This window comes from Spectribacter hydrogenoxidans (assembly GCF_031846275.1).
Taxonomy (GTDB): domain Bacteria; phylum Pseudomonadota; class Gammaproteobacteria; order Nevskiales; family Salinisphaeraceae; genus Spectribacter; species Spectribacter hydrogenoxidans.
Map to the genome: position 1 here is coordinate 186188 of NZ_JAVRIB010000005.1, position 17662 is coordinate 203849.

Genomic DNA, 17662 nt, shown 5'->3' on the forward strand with positions numbered 1-17662 from the left:
GGTCTAGATCATCTCCACGATCTGGTGGCGCGGCACGCCCACGCGTTCCAGCGCCTGGTAGAAAGCCTGCGGCTCGGCCCAGTCCTCGGGCGCGAAGGCGCCGCTGCGCTTGCCGGCCTCGTCGAGCGCCAGCACGGCGAAGGCGGCGCAGGCGGTTCCGGTCACGCCCGCCATGTTGTTGAGAGGGCTGCCGGGCTCGAGCGCGGTCCGCCGACGCGATAACGCGGGCTTACCGTCCTTGTTGCCGTAGGCCGTGGCCAGCAATCCGCCCTTGTAGGGGAAGACCCGGCGCAGCGCCGAGACGCCCAGGAACTTCAGCAGCATCCCGGTGGTGCTCTCGCCCCGGCGGATCTGCGCCCGCATGCCGCTGAGCGCGTGCTTCCAGCCCGCGGGGTTGCCCAGGCCCGTTCCGCCGGTCGCGATGTCGTGGACCCAGTTCACGGCATCCTTCTGATCCATCCGCCCGTTCTGGATGGCCAGCCCGACGCCCCGGAAGAGCCCGTTCATCGGCGCGGGGTCCAGACCGCCCAGGCAGCGGATGCGCCGGGCGTCCGGGTAGCGGCGCGGCAGCGTCACCGGCTCGGGGTGGGCGGTTTCGTACAGCAGGACATCATCCTCACCGGCGAGGATCGGGAAGCGGCCGGTCTCCACGAAAGTCTCGTGCACGATCCGGCGACCGTCCTCCCAGGTCACGCAGTCGCCCGCCGAGATGTGCAGCATGTGCTCGATGACGGCGCGACCCACATTGGGGCGCTCGTCGCCGACGAGCCAGCACATGTCGATGTTCTCGACGGTGTCGAGGTCATTGGCCGCGTCCACCGCCATCACGTTCGACATGCCCGGCGACGCGCCGCAGCCGACATAGATCGGGATGCCGGCGGCCCTGGCCTGTTCCTGCAGGGAGAGCGCGTGCTCGGTGCTCTCGACGTCGTCGTCGAAGTCCAGATAGGGAACCCCCTCCTCCAGGCAGGCCGTGATCACGGGACCGGAGGTCCGGATATAGGGGCCGGCCGCCAGAACCACGAGCGACGCGCCCCGCACGACGTCGCGCAGCGCGGCCTCGTCGAAGAGATCCAGGCGCCGCGCCGTCGCGCGTCCGGCAGGCAGCCGCTCGACCAGCGGCTGCAGGAGATCCGGGCGGATGTCGGTCAGGACCAGCTCCCAGTCGCCGCCGGCGGCCGCGAAGCGCTCGATGGCCACCCGGCACATCTCGCCGGCAGCCCCGATGAAGACGACCCGGCCCGTCATGCCGCACCTCCGGGCATGACCGTATCGATGACCCCGGGGCTGTTGTTTGGAAATGCTTGCACGACGGTACCTCCTCGCGAATAGCCGATGGGCAGCACCGTAGCAGGTCTTTATATTTTACACAACACTTGTTATTCTAAAGATGCACGCTCGGCAACCGGGGGGGGGGCACCCGACATGCAGACAAAGGACGAGGACGAGCTACCGCCGGAAGCCCGCCAGCGGCGGTCGCTGCTGAAGGCGATCGGCGGTAGCGCGCTGGCCGGCGGCTTCGCACTGGGCGCACATCCGCCGTCCCGCGCGGCGCCAAAGCGCCGTGACGATGTCCTGGATGTAGCCATCATCGGCGGCGGCCTGTCCGGCCTGACCGCGGCGCGCGACCTCCGGCTGGCCGGTTGCGAGTCCTTCGTCGTGCTCGAAGCGCGCGACCGCGTGGGCGGCCGCACCTACGATCACGACCTGGGCGACGGCGTCATCTCGGAAGCCGGCGGCCAGTGGATCGGCCCCGGCCAGACCGCCATCGCGGACCTGGCGCGCGAACTCGAGATCGATACCTTCGACAGCTACTACCGGGGAGAGACGGTCTTTCTGGCCGGCGATGCCCGGGTGGCGCAGGATCTCGGCCACGGCGGCGCGAGCATGAATCACGAGGTCGTCAGCAAGCTCAACGAGATGGCACGCGGCGTGCCGAGCGGTGCCCCGTGGAAGGCACCGAATGCGGCCGAGCTGGACCGATTGTCGGTCGGCGATTGGCTGGCGCAGCAAGCGCTCAGCAACGAGGACCGGATCGGCTTCGATACCTCGGTCACTTTGACCTTCGGCACCACCCCGGCCGCCCTGGGGCTGCTGCACTATCTCTCGGTCATCAACTCCGCCGATTGCGACCTCGCCAGGCTCGAATCGATGAAAGGCGGCGCGCAGGAGACGCGTTTTGTCGGCGGGCCGCAGGCGATAAGCAGCCGGATCGCGCAGACACTGGGCGACAGGATCAGGATGGCGTCCCCGGTGCGCCGGATCGTCGGCTGGGATCGCGATGTCGTCGAGCTGCATACGGAGCGGGGTGTGATTCGTGCCCGGCAGGTCATCGCCGCCTTGCACCCGGGCCTGTGCCACCGGATCGCCTTCGACCCGCCCCTGCCCGAAGGGCGCGCGCAACTGCAGCGGCACTGGCCGAACCATGCCCCCATGCGCAAGACCGTGCACGTCTATCCGCGTCCCTTCTGGCGCGAGGCGGGCCTGAACGGCCAGATCATCCCCATCGACGGCCCCCTGATCTGGAGCTACGACAACTCACCACCGGACGGCTCGGTCGGCGTCATCAACGCCTTCGTCCGGCTCGGCCGGCTGCCCCATGCGCCCGAACGCGCCGAACGAATCCTGTCAGAGATCTACGCCCGAGCCCTGGGCGATGCGGCAAGGCATCCCACCCAGTTTCACGACCACGACTGGGGCACGGTCGACCCGTGGAGCCAGAGCTGCATCACGCCGATGCCCCCAGAGTTCTGGACGCAACGGGGCCCGCATCTCAAACCGCGCGTCGGCCGGCTGATCTGGTCCGGCACCGAGACGGCGGACATCTGGGCCGGCGCGATGGACGGCGCGGTACGCGCCGGTCGTCGCGCCGTCATGCAGGCGCTCCACGCGCTGACGCGGGTTTGAGGAGCAGACCATGAAGCGAGGCATCCTGATCGGGGCCGCCCTGGCGGTGACATTCGCGGCCGCTCTGGGAGCCGTCTACGGCCCGGAGCTGTGGGCGGCTTACCGCTTCTACGAAGTCCTCGACCGCCAGTACGCGGACGACAGGACCAGGGGCGGCGCATGGCCTCGGCTTCAGGCCAGCTGCGCCCATTGTCATGGCCCGGACGGCCGGTCGAGAAACGCGCACTACCCGTCCCTGGCCGGCCTGTCCGACTCCTACCTGGACGAACAGTTGCGCGCCTTCGCCGAGGGACGCCGGCGCGATCCGCAGATGAGCCCGCTCGCCGCGTCAATGAGCGAGGAGCAAATCAAGCGCCTGGTGGCCTACTACGCCCGGCAAAGGCCAGTCCGGAACCCGGACCTCGTTGCCGACGCCGCCCTCGAAGAGCAGGGCCAGGCCACCGTCGCTGCCAATGGCTGCGCGGTCTGTCACGGCGAGCGCCTGTCGGGGACCGACCGCGGGCCGTTGATTGCGGGACAGGGCGCCAGCTATCTCGCCGACCAGCTCATGGCCTACAAGCGCGGTGAGCGCCAGGACCCGACCCAGGCCATGCAAGGCATCGCCAGTGCCATGTCCGAGGAAGAAATCCGGGCAGCAGCGCGTCATATTGCGGGCCTTGATCCTGCTAAGGATTAGGCAGCGTCAATACGACCGAGCGGGGTCAGCGGCAGGCTTCGGCCCGGGGCTTCGAGGGCGCGTTGCGCCGTTTCAAAGAAGCGCTTCGCCGGCAGCGGACGAACACCATGAGTCCCTAGTCAAGAGGATTCCCCCCTATTATTGCCGCCGACAGCCGAGATAGGCGGCGCGCTGCAGCCAGATGTCGCGTCAGCCGACGTGAGCATCGACGAGGCTGTGGCCCGTTTCCAGCTGGCCGTCAGCGCCATCTGACCACGGCTGTGGAGAGAACGCCGGCGGCGAGAGTGAGTCCGGACGCCTCAGAGACCGCGCTCCTCCTCGATCATGGACTGCACGATCCGGCGAGCGCGGACGGCGGCGCGGTCGGCCTTGACGTTGACGTAGCGACGCGAGGGTTCGTCCTCGTCCAGACAGCGCTGCATCGTCTCGATGACTCGGGAGTCGCGGTCGGCCATGACGTGGAAGACCTCGGTCAGCCGTTGGCCCGCGTCCGTAGCGACCGCCGTACCCCGCCACGCCAGCTGGAGGAAGACGCGCGTCGATCCAGGAGTCTGGGGCGTGAAGCCGTGCAGCCGCACCAGCTCGAACACCGGACTATCACCGCCGGAGATGGTGTAGGTCTGCCGATGCAAACCGGGCGTGACGAAGGTGCCCGTCTCCCGACGGGAGAACGCCTCGGAACTGTCGAGCCCTGACACCGCCGCCTCCCAGGGGGCCAGGGGCGCCTCGGGCAGCTCGCGCGCGTAGGACACCGACACCTCGGAGATCTCCACTTCCTCGAGCGGCGGCAGTGCCTCGATGCCCGGCGGCACCATCTCGGCGTGCATCTCGAACACGTTGGTCAGGTCCAGATAGTGCTCGTGGAGAAGCAGGAAGCCAGCCGCAACGTCACGGCGCTCACCCGTCGAGGACCAGCCGTCCCCCGAGGTCAGCTCCGGCGTTGCGGGCGGCGGACGCAGGCGGGCACTACCGGGCGTGCCCATCCACACCCACACGAACGGCTCGCTCACGTGGACCGGGAAGGCACGCACGCGCGCACCCGGCGGTGGGTTGTCCTGTGAGGGGATCAGGACACAGCTGCCGTCGGGGTCATAGGTGCAGCCGTGGTAGCCGCAGACGACGCGGTCGCCGTCGCGGTAGCCGGCCGAGAGCGGGTACGGGCGGTGCGCGCAGCGGTCCTCCAGCGCGGCGACCGAACCGTCAGCCAGGCGGTAGAGCAGGACCGGCGTGCCCAGAATGCGGCGCGCCACGAGGTTGTCGCCGACCTCATCGATCGTGGCGGCGACGTACCAGCATTCGCGGGGGTAGTTCATATGTCTAATACCAGCTTCTTCGACAGGGACCGGGAGACGCAGGTCATAATCGTGTCACCCCGCTCACGGTCCGACTTGGACAACACAGAGTCACGGTGGTCCGGCGTGCCCTCGAGCACGTCACACTCGCAGGTACCGCAGATACCCTCCATGCACGACCCGAGTACGTCGACACCGGCCTTCTCGACCGCGTCGAAGATCGACATGCCCTCAGGGACAGTCACCGTGACGCCCGACCGCGAGCACTCCACCTCGAAGGCGTCGAGCGCATCCGCGGACGCCTCAACCACCTTGGCAGCGAAGCGTTCGATGTGGAGACTTCCGTCCGGCCAGCCCGCGCAACCCTCCTCGACCGCATCGAGCAGCGCGCCTGGCCCACAGCAGTAAACCAGGGTATCCGGCTGCGGTGTGCCGAGCACCGACGCGAGATCGAATCGGCCGTTCTCGTCCCGGGGCCAGACCGTCACCCGGTCATTGCTCTCGAGCCAGTCGCGGAACGCCATGGACGCACGGGAGCGACCGACGTACAGCAGGCTCCAGTCAGCGCCGCGCGCTTCGGCGGCCTCGATCATCGGGAGGATCGGGGTGATACCGATGCCGCCGGCGATGAACTGGTAGCGCTTTGAGGCGACCAGCGGGAAGTGGTTGCGCGGACCTCGCACGCGGACAGTCGCGCCCTCCGCTAATTTGTCGTGGACGTACGCCGATCCGCCGCGGCTGCCCGGGTCGCGGAGCACCCCGACCTTCCACGACGACGCGTCAGCAGCGCTGCCGCACAAGGAGTACTGCCGTATCAGCGACGCGTTAAGGACCAGGTCGATGTGGGCACCGGCGGTCCACGCCGGCAGCGGGGCACCCGAGGGCTCGGTGAGGGTGAGCTCGACGACGCCGTCCGCCACCTCACGACGAGCCTCGACCCGCAGGTCGATCTCGGTCTCCGCGGTCTTCTTGGCCCGGCTCTGAGGTGAACTCTTGGGTGCCGGTTGGGGCGTTTTCGCCTTCGACCGCCGGGCGCGAGCGGATCGAGACTTCTTGCCGATCGGCGTGAGGCTGACCATCATCTTGGTATAACCCCGGACGAAGTTCGACTGTGCGTACTCCGGCTCCTCGACGACCTCGATGTCCTCGAATCGCTCCAGCAGCTCCTCCCATAAGATCCTCAGCTGCAGCTCGGCCAGCCGGGCGCCCATGCAGCGGTGGACACCGATGCCGAACGAGAGGTGGTTGCGGGCGTTGGGTCGGCCGATGATGAAGTCGTCCGGATTCTCGAAGACGCGCTCGTCCCGGTTGGCCGATGCGTACCACATCACGACCTTGTCGCCCTTGCGGATGAACTGGCCATTCAGGACGGTGTCCTTCTTGGCGATCCGGCGCATGTAGGCCAGCGGCGTCTGCCAGCGGATGATCTCGGGGACCAACTTCGGGATGAGGCTGTGGTCTGCCTTGAGGCGATCGAACTCTTCGGGGAACTGGTTGAGCGCATAGACGCCGCCCGACATCGAGTTGCGCGTGGTGTCGTTGCCGCCGACAACCAGCAGGATGAGGTTGCCGAGGAATTCCATCGGCCGGTTGATCAAATCCTTGGTGTCCTCGGACATCTGCATCAGGGTGATCAGGTCGAAACCGGGCTTCTCACCGGCGGCCAGGCGGGCGGCCTTGTCGTGCCACAGGGCGCTGAAGCTCTTCGCCATATCGGCAACGGCTCGCCACATCTCGTCCACCTTACTCGTGCCGCCGGTGGCCGAGGCACTGGCAGCGGTCACCTCGGTCCAATAGACGAGCTTGCGACGCTGCTCGTAGGGAAAGTCGAGCAGGGTGGCGAGCATTCGCGCGGTCAGCTCGATGCTGACCTTGTCCACCCAGTCGAACGGCTCGTTGACCGGCAGACTATCGAGAACCTCTTGCACGCGCGAGCGAATCAGCCCCTCCATCTCGTCCAGGTTCTGGGGCGCAACCACCCCCTGGACGGCGTTGCGTTGCTCGTCATGACGCGGCGGGTCCATGGCGATGAACATCTCGACGTCCAGGCCCTTCGGCGGGGCGCCGATGACGATCTGCGGCTCGGCGGAGAACGTCTCGAAGTCCTTGTCCACGGTGATGATGTCGTCGTACCGCGTGACCGACCAGTACGGCCCGAAGGCACTGTTCGCCCGGAAGTGAACCGGCGCCTCGTCACGCAGTCGCTTGAAGTAGGGACCCCACTGGCCTTGCCTCCACATGAACGGGTTGCTCATGTCGATGTCGGTCAACGCCACTTCGTCGACGTCGGGGATCTCTTCCTCGACGAAGACCGGCTGCTTGTCACCGAACGCGAGCTGCCTGGCCTTCTGGAACAGCTGCATCCCCTGGACCTGCCGCTGCATCGGGACGGTGGATTGAGCCTTGTTGATGACCTGATCGAGAACGCTCATGACTGCAACCGCCTCGTGGTGAGTGTCTGTCGTCCGTGGGAAAGGGGTAGAACCCGTTCGGTGCGCTCTAAGAAAAGCGGTACCGCTCTGCTGGTTGGTTCTGCGTGGACCACGTTATTGCCCTCTGGTCTCGTGTCTCTGGCAGCCTTCGGACGTCAATTCCAGCGTGCTCATCTTGTACCTCCTCGTGCGGTCGATCAACGCAGCCATCTTGCCGCTTTGCTGGCGCCAACAATGGTCATTTTCCGCCATTCCATGGTCATAATCAGACAGCGCCATTCGGCCATTCGGGACAGACCACGGTTTTCTGCGCCGTCGCGCGGCGATAATCGCTGGACCAGTTCCAAGTTGTCCGAACGAGCAGCAGCGCCCTCCCCTCCTGCTACCCCGACAGCAAGGCTCAGGTGAGGCCGAGGCAATCGTCAGGCACGTACTGGTAACGGTCAGAGGCGGCTTGACACGTCGAGGATGCCGCAGCTGCGGAGAGCGATCACGCTGTGTCGCGGTCGGCCCAGGCAGCGTGGGTGCGCACGAAGCCCAGAATGTTCTGTGCGGCCGCGTGGGCCTGCGGCAGGGCGGTGATGGCTTGGAAGACGTGCGGCTGACGCTCCCAGATTTCCAGCTCCACGTCGACGCCGTTCGCACGTGCCTGGGCTGCGGCACGCGTCGCGTCGTCCAGCAGCACCTCGCTGCTTCCCACCTGAATCAACATGGGCGGCAGGCCGGCAAAGTCGCCGAACAAGGGCGACACCTCCGGGTTCAATAGTTCGAAGGGCTCGGCGTAGAAACGGCGGATCCCGACGCCGAAGGCCAGCGTGAACAGGGGATCGCGTCGGGCATTGGCAAGCATGCTGTCACCGCTGAGCGTCAGATCCAGAAACGGTGACAGCAGCACGGCGCAGCTCGGTAGCGGCGCGCCCTCGTTCTTCGCTCGGAGCAGGATAGCCAGTGCCAGGTTGCCGCCCGCGGAGTCGCCGGCAATCACGATGTTCTCGGGCGCAATGTCCTGGTCCAGCAGCCATCGGTAAGCCCGGTGGCAATCGTCGATCCCGGCCGGATAGGGATGCTCGGGCGCCAGCCGGTAATCCACCATCAGCGCCCGGGCGTTCAGGGCGCGGCACCAGGGCGCCACCATCGCCGCATACAGGTCCGGCGAACGCGCCACGAACGCCCCGCCGTGGAAGTACAGCAACACCCGACCGGACGTGCAGTCGCCGGGCGTCAGCCACTCGGCCGCAAATTCGGTGCAGGCGGCCGGCTCGCGCCGAACACCGAGCGCCTTGCGTGCCGCGTACCGGTTCATCCGGCCCAGCCGGCGACGCAGCACCGCGATGTCGAGCTTCAACCCGTGTCGCCATTTCATGGCGATGCGCAGCACCAGGTTCACCAGCACCCGCAGCCAGCGCCCCCGTTCGGGACGGACAACGCAAACATGGTTCGGCATGTCGGCTGCACGTTGCGACTGCGGGGTCATGCAACGACTCCAGAACGGGCTGCGTCGAAACGACGGAGGGCCGAAGGCAATCAGGCAGCGACAGAATCGGGTTGTGCCACGGCGGCGTGAGCCTGCCGCGCGGGCAGGAACGCCAGGCGCTCGTCTTCGATGGCTTCGTCCAGCAGCATCTTCTTGTCCTTGCCGTAGTGCATCAGCACCTGCCACGGCATGGTCCGGCCCTGGCGCGGCAGGCAGTGCCTGTCGCGCTGGACGTAACCCGACTGCAGCGAGTCCAGAATGCCGTCGTCCAGGGCGTTGTCGCCGGTATCGCGGGGGACGACGACATCCAGTTCGTGCTCGTCCATATGCCGGATCAGCCGGCACAGATACCGGGCGGCAAGGTCGGCCTTCAGGGTCCACGGCGCATTGGTATAACCGAACACCCAGGCCATGTTGGGGATGTTCTCGACCAGCACGCCCTTGTAGGTCATGCGCCGGTTGATCGGGGCGGGCTCGCCGTCGATGGACAGATCCATGCCGCCCAGCATCTGCAGCTTCAGGCCGGTGGCGGTGACGATGATGTCGGCTTCCAGTTCCTCGCCGGACTGCAGCAGGATGCCGTTTTCGGTGAAGCGCTCGATGTGATCGGTGGCCATCGAGGCCTGGCCCTCGCGCAACACACGGAACAGGTCGCCATCGGGCACCGCGCACAGGCGCTCGTCCCAGGGCATGTAGTCGGGCGTGAAGTGCGTCATGTCGAAGTCCGGGCCCACGCGCTTGCGCACCTGCCCGAGCAGGAACTTGCGCATGGTCTTCGGCCACCGCTTGCAGGCCAGGTAGAGGCCGCGCTGAATCCAGATGTTGCGCTTGCGGGCAAAACGGTAGGCCAGGTCGCCGGGCAGGAGCTTGGCCAGGGCCTCGGTCAGCCTGTCGAAGGACGGCACCGAGAACACGTAGGACGGCGAGCGCTGCAGCATGGTGACGTGGCCGGCCGTCCCGGCCATGGCCGGCACCAGGGTCACGGCGGTGGCGCCGCTGCCGATCACCACCACCTTCCTGCCCGCGTAGTCCAGATCCTCCGGCCAGTGCTGCGGATGGATCTTGGTGCCCTTGAAGTTTTCCTCACCCGGAAATTCGGGCCGGAAGCCGGCGTCATGGTCGTAGTAGCCGGTGCAGCTGACCAGGAAATTGCAGCTGAACGCACGGGTCTCGCCGGTCGCCTCGTGCAGGGCGGTCAGATTCCAGCGACGTTCAACGGAGCTCCAGTCGGACCGGATGATTTTCATACCGTACCGGATCTTGTCCTGCAGGCCGTACGCCTCGGCGGTGTCGGCGATGTACCGGCGGATGGCCGGGCCGTCGGCCAGCGTTTTCAGGTCGTGCCAGGGGCGGAACTTGTAGCCGAAGCTGAACATATCCGAGTCCGAGCGGATGCCCGGGTACTTGAACAGGTCCCAGGTGCCGCCCATGCGCTCGCGGCGCTCGAGAATGGCCAGACTCTTGTCCGGGCATTCCCGCGCGATGTGGCAGGCATTGCCGATGCCGGCCAGGCCGGCGCCGATGATCAGAACGTCGTAGTGTTGTTGGCTCATGCTCGTCTCCTCGTTTCGCTCGCAGCGTTCGATGCTGCGGACGATACGGGGACGACGTCCTGAATAATTGCCATTATCCGACAAGTCTTTATCATTAGCCGACATGAGCAGCCTGATCCGGGCCACCAACCTGTGGGGCTATGACGAGCTGGTACGGGAGCTGGGCGGCGATCCCGCCCCGCTGCTGGCGCGTTTTCACATTCCGCCGGCGGCGGAGCGCCCGGACGAATCGTTCCTGCCCTACCGGGCGACGGCACTGCTGCTGGAGGCCAGCGCCGCGGAACTGGACTGCCCGGACTTCGGGCTGCGGCTGGTCCGCTGGCAGGGCCTGGACATGCTCGGGCCGGTAGCGGTCATCGCCCGCAATGCCGGCACCATTCAGGAGGCCTTCAAGGCCATCGCGCACTATCTGTACATCCATTGCCCGGCGTTGCACCTGCGCCTGAGCGAGCAGACGAACACCGGTCAGGTGCTGTTCGATTACCGGATCACCGAGCCGGGCCTGTCGCACAAGCGCCACGCGTATGAACTGAGCATGGCCAACGGCATGCAGATACTGCGCCTGCTGGCCGGGGAGGATGCCCGACCGACGCTGACGTGCTTCATGCACCGACAGATCGGCCCGGACACCGCTTATGCCGAAGCCTTCGGCTGTGAGGTCCGGTTCGAGCAGGACTGGTGCGGCATGCGCCTGCCGCGGCATGTGGCCCGAAAGCGCATCGACAGCGCCGACCCGCAGACCCTGCGGCTGGCCACCGCCTATCTGGAATCAGAGTACCCACCCGGCGGCGCCACCCTGACGGCGCGCGTGCGAGAACTGATCGGCCGCCTGCTGCCCACCGGCCAGTGCAATGCCGAAACCATTGCCGAGCAACTGGCCATGCACCCGCGAACCCTGCAGCGCAGGCTGGCCGAAGAAGGCCTTCGCTACGCCGAATTGCTGGACCGTGAACGGCGTCAGCAGGCGGAACGATACCTGTGCGAAACCGGACTCCATCTGAGCCAGATCACGGGCCTTCTGGGCTATGCCGAACAAAGCACCTTCAATCGCTCCTGCAGACGCTGGTTCGGGGCAACGCCGCGACAATGCAGAGCACGGGTCCGTGGCCCCAGACACTGAGCCGCAATAGTCAGGGCACTCGCGGTAGTGATGCCGGCTGCGACTGCAGCATCGCCGGATTATCCGGTGCAACCGTTTTCGGCATTCTGAAGCGATCCACTGGGGTGCAACCCGGATGCAGGGCTTCAGGTGTCGCCTCGGCAACTGCCGTTCAGCACGATCATGGCCAGACCACGCTTACCGGTTCGGCCATTCCTTGATTGGTCGCACACCGTCACCGGATCATGCCGTCGACGCTTGCGCGTCGTCGAGACAGTTCTGGCAGTGGCCCGACTCAGCGATCCGGGCGCTGCTGCATGGCCATGGTGCACGCCGCGGCGGTCAACAGACAACCGGCGAACAGCGACAGCGTTGGCTGCGTATCACCGACGAGCACCAGGGTGATCGCCGCCACGCCGGGGACGGCATAGGGCAGCACCGGCACGCAGACAAACGCTGATGGATAACCGGACCACCGCCTTGCAAGCCGCGGTACCCGCGCCCATGCTCGAAGGACACGCATTCGCGACAGCCGGGAACATGCCATGAGCGTTGCCGACACCACCACGGTCGAGCCGCTGACATTCGAGGACCGCTACGGCGCGCTGCCCGAGGCGCTGTATGCTCGGGTGGCACCCACGCCGGTGGCCCAGCCGCGGCTGATCCGGCTCAACCGGGCCCTGGCTACGGAACTGGGCCTCGATCCCGACACGCTCGCGGCGCCGGCAGGGGTGGAGATTCTGGCCGGCAACCACGTGCCCGCGAGCGCCAATCCGCTGGCGATGGCCTATGCCGGGCATCAGTTCGGCAACTGGGTACCGCTGCTGGGCGACGGGCGGGCGGTGCTGCTCGGCGACATCGCCGACCGCCGCGGCCATCGCCGCGACATCCAGCTCAAGGGCGCGGGGCGCACGCTGTTCTCGCGCATGGGCGACGGGCGAGCCGCGCTGGGCCCGGTCATCCGGGAATACGTGGTCAGCGAGGGCATGGCCGGGCTGGGCATTCCCACCACGCGCGCGCTGGCCATGGTGGAAACCGGGGAGTCCGTACGGCGGCAGCGGCCCGAGCCGGGCGCGGTGCTGACGCGGGTGGCCGCCAGCCATGTGCGCGTGGGCACGTTCCAGTACTGCCTCGGCCGCGGCGACCACGACAGCATCCGGGCGCTGGCTGACCACGTGATTGCGCACCACTACCCGGAACTCAAGGACGCAGAACGGCCCTATCTCGGCCTGCTGGAAGCGGTGACCCACCGCACCGCGGACCTGGTGGCGCAATGGCTGCTGGTCGGCTTCATCCACGGCGTGATGAACACCGACAACGTCTCCATCGCGGGCGAGACCCTGGACTACGGACCGTGCGCGTTCATGGACCACTACCACCCGGGCACCGTGTTCAGTTCCATCGATGCGCAGGGCCGCTACGCCTACGACCAACAGGCGCACATCGGCCAGTGGAACCTGGCGCGCCTCGCCGAATGCCTGCTGCCGCTGCTGGGCGACGATCAGGAGCAGGCGGTCGCGGATGCCACCGAGGTGCTGGACGGCTATGTCGCCCGCTTCGAGGCCGCCCATCACGACGGTCTGGCCGCCAAGATCGGCCTGAACGAGCGCCGCGATGGCGATCTCGATCTGGCCAACGACCTGCTCCGGCGCATGGATGACAACGACGCCGATTTCACCCTGACCTTCCGGCGGCTGGCCGACGCCGTGGACGGCTCGGGCGAAGCCGGCGTGCGGGCACTGTTCCGCGACCCGGCGGCGTTCGATTCGTGGGCGACGCAGTGGCGCGAACGGCTGGCGGCGGACGATCTCAGCGACGACACCCGCCGGACCGCCATGCGCACCGTGAATCCGGCCTACATCCCGCGCAATCACCGGATCCAGCAGGTCATCGACGCCGCCGAGGCCGGCGACCTGCAGCCGCTGGACGAACTGCTGACCGTGGTCGCGCGTCCGTTCGAGGATCACCCCGAACTGGCCCGCTACGCCGCGCCGCCGGCGCCGGAGGAAGTGGTCCGGCGCACCTTCTGCGGCACCTGAACGACCTGCCGCCCGCACCGGTCGGTCGGATCAGCCGTCAGCCGCGGCATTCTCCAGCAGCATGGCCGCAACTCGGCCGACGCCGGCCGGGAAAAATGGGACGAAAAATGCGAAAAATCGAAAAATGGGAAAAATGGGGTCAGACTGATATTTTATGTTGCCAGGCATCATCACTGCGTTGTTTCGTGGGCCTGCCCGGCTTGCCGGGCCTGACCCGCCGCTTGAGTTGCCGTTCAATCTCGTCTTTGAAGCGTTCGCTGCCCAGCACCCGGCACTGATTCAAGGAATCACGGATACCGTGAATCTGATCAGAGTCGATCTGATCACGGAATAACTCGCGATAGGCCTGCTGCCTTTGCTCAGGGCTCTGGCCCAATGCGAAATACTCCGCATGATCCGTCACAACAGCATCCGGTTTGCCCTCGGCATGGGCCGCATAGCTGGACCATCGATAGTCCTTGGGATGTTGCACCATGTCTGCCCTGACCGGGTTAAGTTCTATATAGCGATGACAGAGCAGTAAATATCGTTCACTGTCGATCGGGCTGGCCTTGTAGCGGCCTTCCCACAGGGTGCCGCTGCGTTGGTAGCGGTGATTGATGTAGTACACATACTGGCGCCCCAAGCCCTGCATCGTTCTGGCGACGCCGTCCGGTTTGTGCGGCGTCATCAGCAGATGCACGTGATTGGTCATGAGCACGTAAGCGTGAATGTCGCAGCGATGTTTCGCTGCGACCTGTTTGAGTTGGTTCAGATAGGTAGAGCAGTCCTCGTCAGCGAAGAACACCGGCTGGCGATTATTGCCTCGCTGGACGACGTGTTGCGGTACACCGGCCAGGTTGTAGCGAAGTTGACGAGGCATGGTTTATCTGGGTCCCGGAGTGCCTTCCTATTGGAGTGTAACGCAATACAATAATTGCAGTCTGACCCCGGTTTCCCGGTGATTGGACTCCAGATCAGCCTGCTACTCAATAGCGGGGGATGGTCGCCTGTACGTTGGCCGGCGTGGCCCGGTCCGTGGTGCGTTACCGATCACGACGGCCCGATGAAGCCGTGCTACGGGATCGGCTCAAGGCCTTGGCCCGGCAATATCCGCGCTACGGCTATCTGATGCTGCATAGCCTGCTGGCCGCCGAGGGTTTGGTGGTCAACCGCAAGCGTACCTATAGACTCTATCGCGACGAGGGCTTACAGGTGCGCACCAAGCGCCGCAAGAAGCTCAAGCGACCGCGTGTCGCCCTGACCTTGCCGAAAGCCGCCAATGAGCGCTGGTCGCTGGATTTCGTCAGCGATCAACTGGCCAACGGCCGGCGATTTCGCGTACTGAATATCGTGGACGACTACTCGCGCGAGTGCGCCGGGCACCTCGTCGATGTCTCGATCTCGGGCGCGCGTCTGGCGCGGTATCTGGATCAACTGGCAGAAGAGCGCGGGCTGCCAGGCACCATTGTTTGCGACAACGGCCCGGAGCTGACCAGCAAGGCCCTATTCCTGTGGGCCCAGCGTACCAGGGTCGAGCTGCACTTCATCCAGCCTGGCAAGCCAACCCAGAACGCCTTTGTGGAAAGCTTCAACGGCAAATTCCGCGACGCCTGTCTGAACCAGCACTGGTTTGAAAGCCTGGCGCATGCCAGAGAACTGATCGAGGCCTGGCGCACCCACTACAACCACGTAAGGCCGCACAGCTCACTGGGCTACCAACCGCCCGCCGTCTTTGCCGAAAAGCAGCTTGATATGATCCGATTTCCCCACATCGGCAATGGACCTGATTCGGGGGAAAGGTCAACCGTCACCGCCCCATTTGCAAAAATTTGCTTGATTTGGAAAGCTATCAAGGTATCCCAGTGCTGGCGGCGCGGCAGGCAGTGGATCGCTTTATCTGAGTTTGTTGACGCGAGCTTTGCTTAATCTCGCCATGCGGGGCCTTTAGCGTCTAATGTGCTTGGACCTGGCTTCACCTTTCCCGGATCAATTTCAAAATCTGTGATTAAATTCTCTCGCTTCCATGTATCGAGAATATCTTTAGTGAGCGATATCCGGCGGGGGCATAAGTCATTAAATTGAATATAGTATGACTCAGTGTTCGCCTCGCCATAAGCGATCGAACCAATGATGCGTTTATGCTCTGAGTGCAAAAGACGCTGCGCAATCTCCCTATTCAAAGTTTCTGAATTTGCTCCACCCCCCTCATTCATAAGACTAAATCGGACAAGACAGTCTGATCTATTGGGGAGCGTGAGTTTCGGCTCGTCTCCCCTCGTATCACAAGCCGACAAGAAAAAAATACAGGCCCCAAGGACGAAGGTAGTAGTGGTGCGTAACATCTTAATTTCACCGTGAATAGACATTAACAAGAGCTCCGGATGAGTTGTCATGCACGCTCTGCTGCGGCGGCACATGAACCCGCCACCGGTTGCCACCTGGGCCGGAGAATCCTGCATTAAGTACGCGACGAGAAGATGCGTTGAAGCCAACATGGCCGCCGACTTCCCGCCAACGCGGTCCAATTGGGCCATGCGTAGGCATAACATCTCCGGAGGCCGTTAGCGGGCGAACGTCAGCCATCACCCTTATTCCATCCACCCCCGGCGTAGTGGATGAGATTTCAACCATTATCCTTTGTCCAGCATCTACAACGAGTTCATCGGCACCATGCAGCGTAGATGCACGTAATTTCCACGACGGATCATCTGTTGCCACCGGCATCTCTTTGGAATCATTTTGCTCACCATGCGGCAACTCATCATTAAAAGCCCGAGCAAACGCCGCGGTCACGGCCCCATTTGCAAACTTGCCACCACCCAACGCGGAGGCGGTACCCCCGACCATGGCTGAAGTCGCAACATTAGCGGCTGGAGACCCCCCACCAATCCAACCCTGCTGGCCCGCATACTGCGTGAAGCCCGCACTCAGAAACCCGCTTCCGAACTTACCGCCCGACAGCTCTTGTGAGACGCCGCCAACGGTGCCGTGAAGCACCACCTTGCCGGCCTTGGCCCCAAACGAAGTCGGTGCACCGAACGCGCCCTCCGCCGAGTAAGCCGACCCCACCGAATAGAACGCGCCAGCCGTGGCCGCACCAATCAGTCCGGCCTCAAGGTCGCCACCGCTGGCGACCACACCGCTGGCAAAGCCCGCCAGTATCGAGCCGCCCAGTTCCAGTCCCGCGTAGGGTACGACTGACGCGATGGCAACGGCGGCAATCGTCCGCCAGTTGTCTTCCAGCAGGTCGGCGATGTCGTCAGCGAATAGTGCGGTAACCACCGCGCCAATCAACGAGCCGATGAAGTATCCGCTCGGATCGGTCAGTGATAACGGATTATTGTTGACGTAGGTGTATCGGTTCAGACCCTGGGTCGATTCGGGGAACTGCACGAACGGGTCTGGCGAGAGGAAGCGGCCGATGATGGGGTCGTAGATCCGCCCGTTCATGTGGACCAGTTTGATGTGGTCGAGCTGCTCGTGGCCGGTGAAGCTGAGCGTGGTGGCGTGAGGGACACCGTACTGGCTGTCACCAGGATCATTGGTGCCGTCCGAATTGCGACGCTTACCGAATGCGTCATAGGACAGCCCTTCGATCACAGCACCACTGTCGTCGGTTACTTTTACCACGGACCCAAGATGGTCGCGGTGCAGGTACTCAACGGTATCCGAAAAGCCTTCGGTGGTAACCGTGGCAACGACCTGCCCGGCTGCACGGATGAAGTTGACGTGTTCGGTATCAAACCCGCTCGTCCGCTTCTCGTAGAGCTTGCCGACGTACAGTGTCGTGGTGGTCTGGGTACCCGAGGTCACAACCTGCTTGTAGCGGGCACGGTTCGCGTCATAGGCGAATGTGGACGTCCCGCCGGGCCCGCTGATATTGGCGGGCTTGTTGAACGACAGCCACGTCAGGGTTCGACCGGCACCCGTCAACATATTGCCGTTGGCGTCATACTCATGTGCGGGCGCTATGTTTCGGGGATGGACGCCGATCGGGAGCGGTCCTGGCACTACCGGCCGGCCGATCTGTTGCCGGGGGCACGAACGCTACATCGTTTGTCCGGCCACGAAAGCCGCGGTCATCCTTCCGGGAGGTGGCAGAAAGACCGCTGCACTATCAAAGCCGCTCCTCGCATGCCGCCTGCGTCTGGCTGCTGATGAAAGCGCCGTCAGCCGAACGGCCGAACCAGGCACCGTCACGCTCGGTG

Annotated in this window: 12 protein-coding genes and 1 pseudogene; 5 read left to right on the forward strand and 8 right to left on the reverse strand. The window is 64.9% G+C overall.

Translation table 11 applies throughout. The annotated features are described in order from the left end of the window. Positions 1–3: 3 nt before the first annotated feature. On the reverse strand, positions 4–1248 hold the full coding sequence (locus RM532_RS06515) for a saccharopine dehydrogenase family protein (protein ID WP_311652398.1): 1245 nt from the start codon (positions 1246–1248) through the stop codon (positions 4–6). 177 nt (positions 1249–1425) lie between these two features. Between RM532_RS06515 and RM532_RS06520 the strand changes: the two genes are divergently transcribed. Both RM532_RS06520 and RM532_RS06525 read left to right on the forward strand, forming a co-directional pair. Next, the gene (locus RM532_RS06520) at positions 1426–2907 is read left to right on the forward strand and encodes a flavin monoamine oxidase family protein (protein ID WP_311652399.1); all 1482 of its coding nucleotides are present in this window, start codon (positions 1426–1428) and stop codon (positions 2905–2907) included. Between the two features lie 10 nt (positions 2908–2917). Then, positions 2918–3583: a c-type cytochrome gene (locus tag RM532_RS06525; RefSeq protein WP_311652400.1), complete on the forward strand. Its 666-nt coding sequence runs from the start codon at positions 2918–2920 to the stop codon at positions 3581–3583. Between the two features lie 299 nt (positions 3584–3882). Here RM532_RS06525 and RM532_RS06530 read toward each other — a convergent pair whose 3' ends face one another. The 4 genes from RM532_RS06530 to RM532_RS06545 form a co-directional block, all read right to left on the reverse strand. Continuing rightward, the gene (locus RM532_RS06530) at positions 3883–4896 is read right to left on the reverse strand and encodes an aromatic ring-hydroxylating dioxygenase subunit alpha (protein WP_311652401.1); all 1014 of its coding nucleotides are present in this window, start codon (positions 4894–4896) and stop codon (positions 3883–3885) included. Further along, a complete protein-coding gene (locus tag RM532_RS06535; RefSeq protein WP_311652403.1) occupies positions 4893–7307 on the reverse strand; it encodes a cytochrome P450/oxidoreductase in 2415 nt (804 codons plus the stop codon). The genes RM532_RS06530 and RM532_RS06535 overlap by 4 nt, the downstream gene beginning before the upstream one ends. Before the next feature lie 490 nt (positions 7308–7797). Further along, the gene (locus RM532_RS06540) at positions 7798–8751 is read right to left on the reverse strand and encodes an alpha/beta hydrolase (protein WP_311652404.1); all 954 of its coding nucleotides are present in this window, start codon (positions 8749–8751) and stop codon (positions 7798–7800) included. Between the two features lie 80 nt (positions 8752–8831). Next, entirely contained in the window at positions 8832–10334 is a 1503-nt protein-coding gene (locus tag RM532_RS06545; protein WP_311652405.1) for a flavin-containing monooxygenase, read from the reverse strand. 103 nt (positions 10335–10437) lie between these two features. Between RM532_RS06545 and RM532_RS06550 the strand changes: the two genes are divergently transcribed. After that, complete coding sequence (locus tag RM532_RS06550) at positions 10438–11454, forward strand: AraC family transcriptional regulator (RefSeq protein WP_311652406.1); 1017 nt, start codon at positions 10438–10440, stop codon at positions 11452–11454. Between the two features lie 274 nt (positions 11455–11728). Here the strand turns inward: RM532_RS06550 and RM532_RS06555 are convergent, their stop codons facing one another. Then, positions 11729–11956 (reverse strand): hypothetical protein, encoded by a 228-nt coding sequence (locus tag RM532_RS06555; protein WP_311652407.1) that lies wholly within the window; start codon positions 11954–11956, stop codon positions 11729–11731. 22 nt (positions 11957–11978) lie between these two features. Here RM532_RS06555 and RM532_RS06560 point away from each other — a divergent pair, with 22 nt between their 5' ends. After that, a complete protein-coding gene (locus tag RM532_RS06560) occupies positions 11979–13472 on the forward strand; it encodes a protein adenylyltransferase SelO (protein WP_311652408.1) in 1494 nt (497 codons plus the stop codon). Between the two features lie 139 nt (positions 13473–13611). Here the strand turns inward: RM532_RS06560 and RM532_RS06565 are convergent, their stop codons facing one another. Further along, complete coding sequence (locus RM532_RS06565; RefSeq protein WP_311652409.1) at positions 13612–14334, reverse strand: transposase; 723 nt, start codon at positions 14332–14334, stop codon at positions 13612–13614. A gap of 122 nt (positions 14335–14456) precedes the next feature. Here RM532_RS06565 and RM532_RS06570 point away from each other — a divergent pair. Further along, positions 14457–15197: pseudogene (locus RM532_RS06570) on the forward strand (IS3 family transposase); the annotation flags it as partial. Between the two features lie 606 nt (positions 15198–15803). Here RM532_RS06570 and RM532_RS06575 read toward each other — a convergent pair. Beyond that, positions 15804–17390 (reverse strand): RHS repeat-associated core domain-containing protein, encoded by a 1587-nt coding sequence (locus RM532_RS06575; protein WP_311652410.1) that lies wholly within the window; start codon positions 17388–17390, stop codon positions 15804–15806. Positions 17391–17662 lie beyond the last annotated feature (272 nt).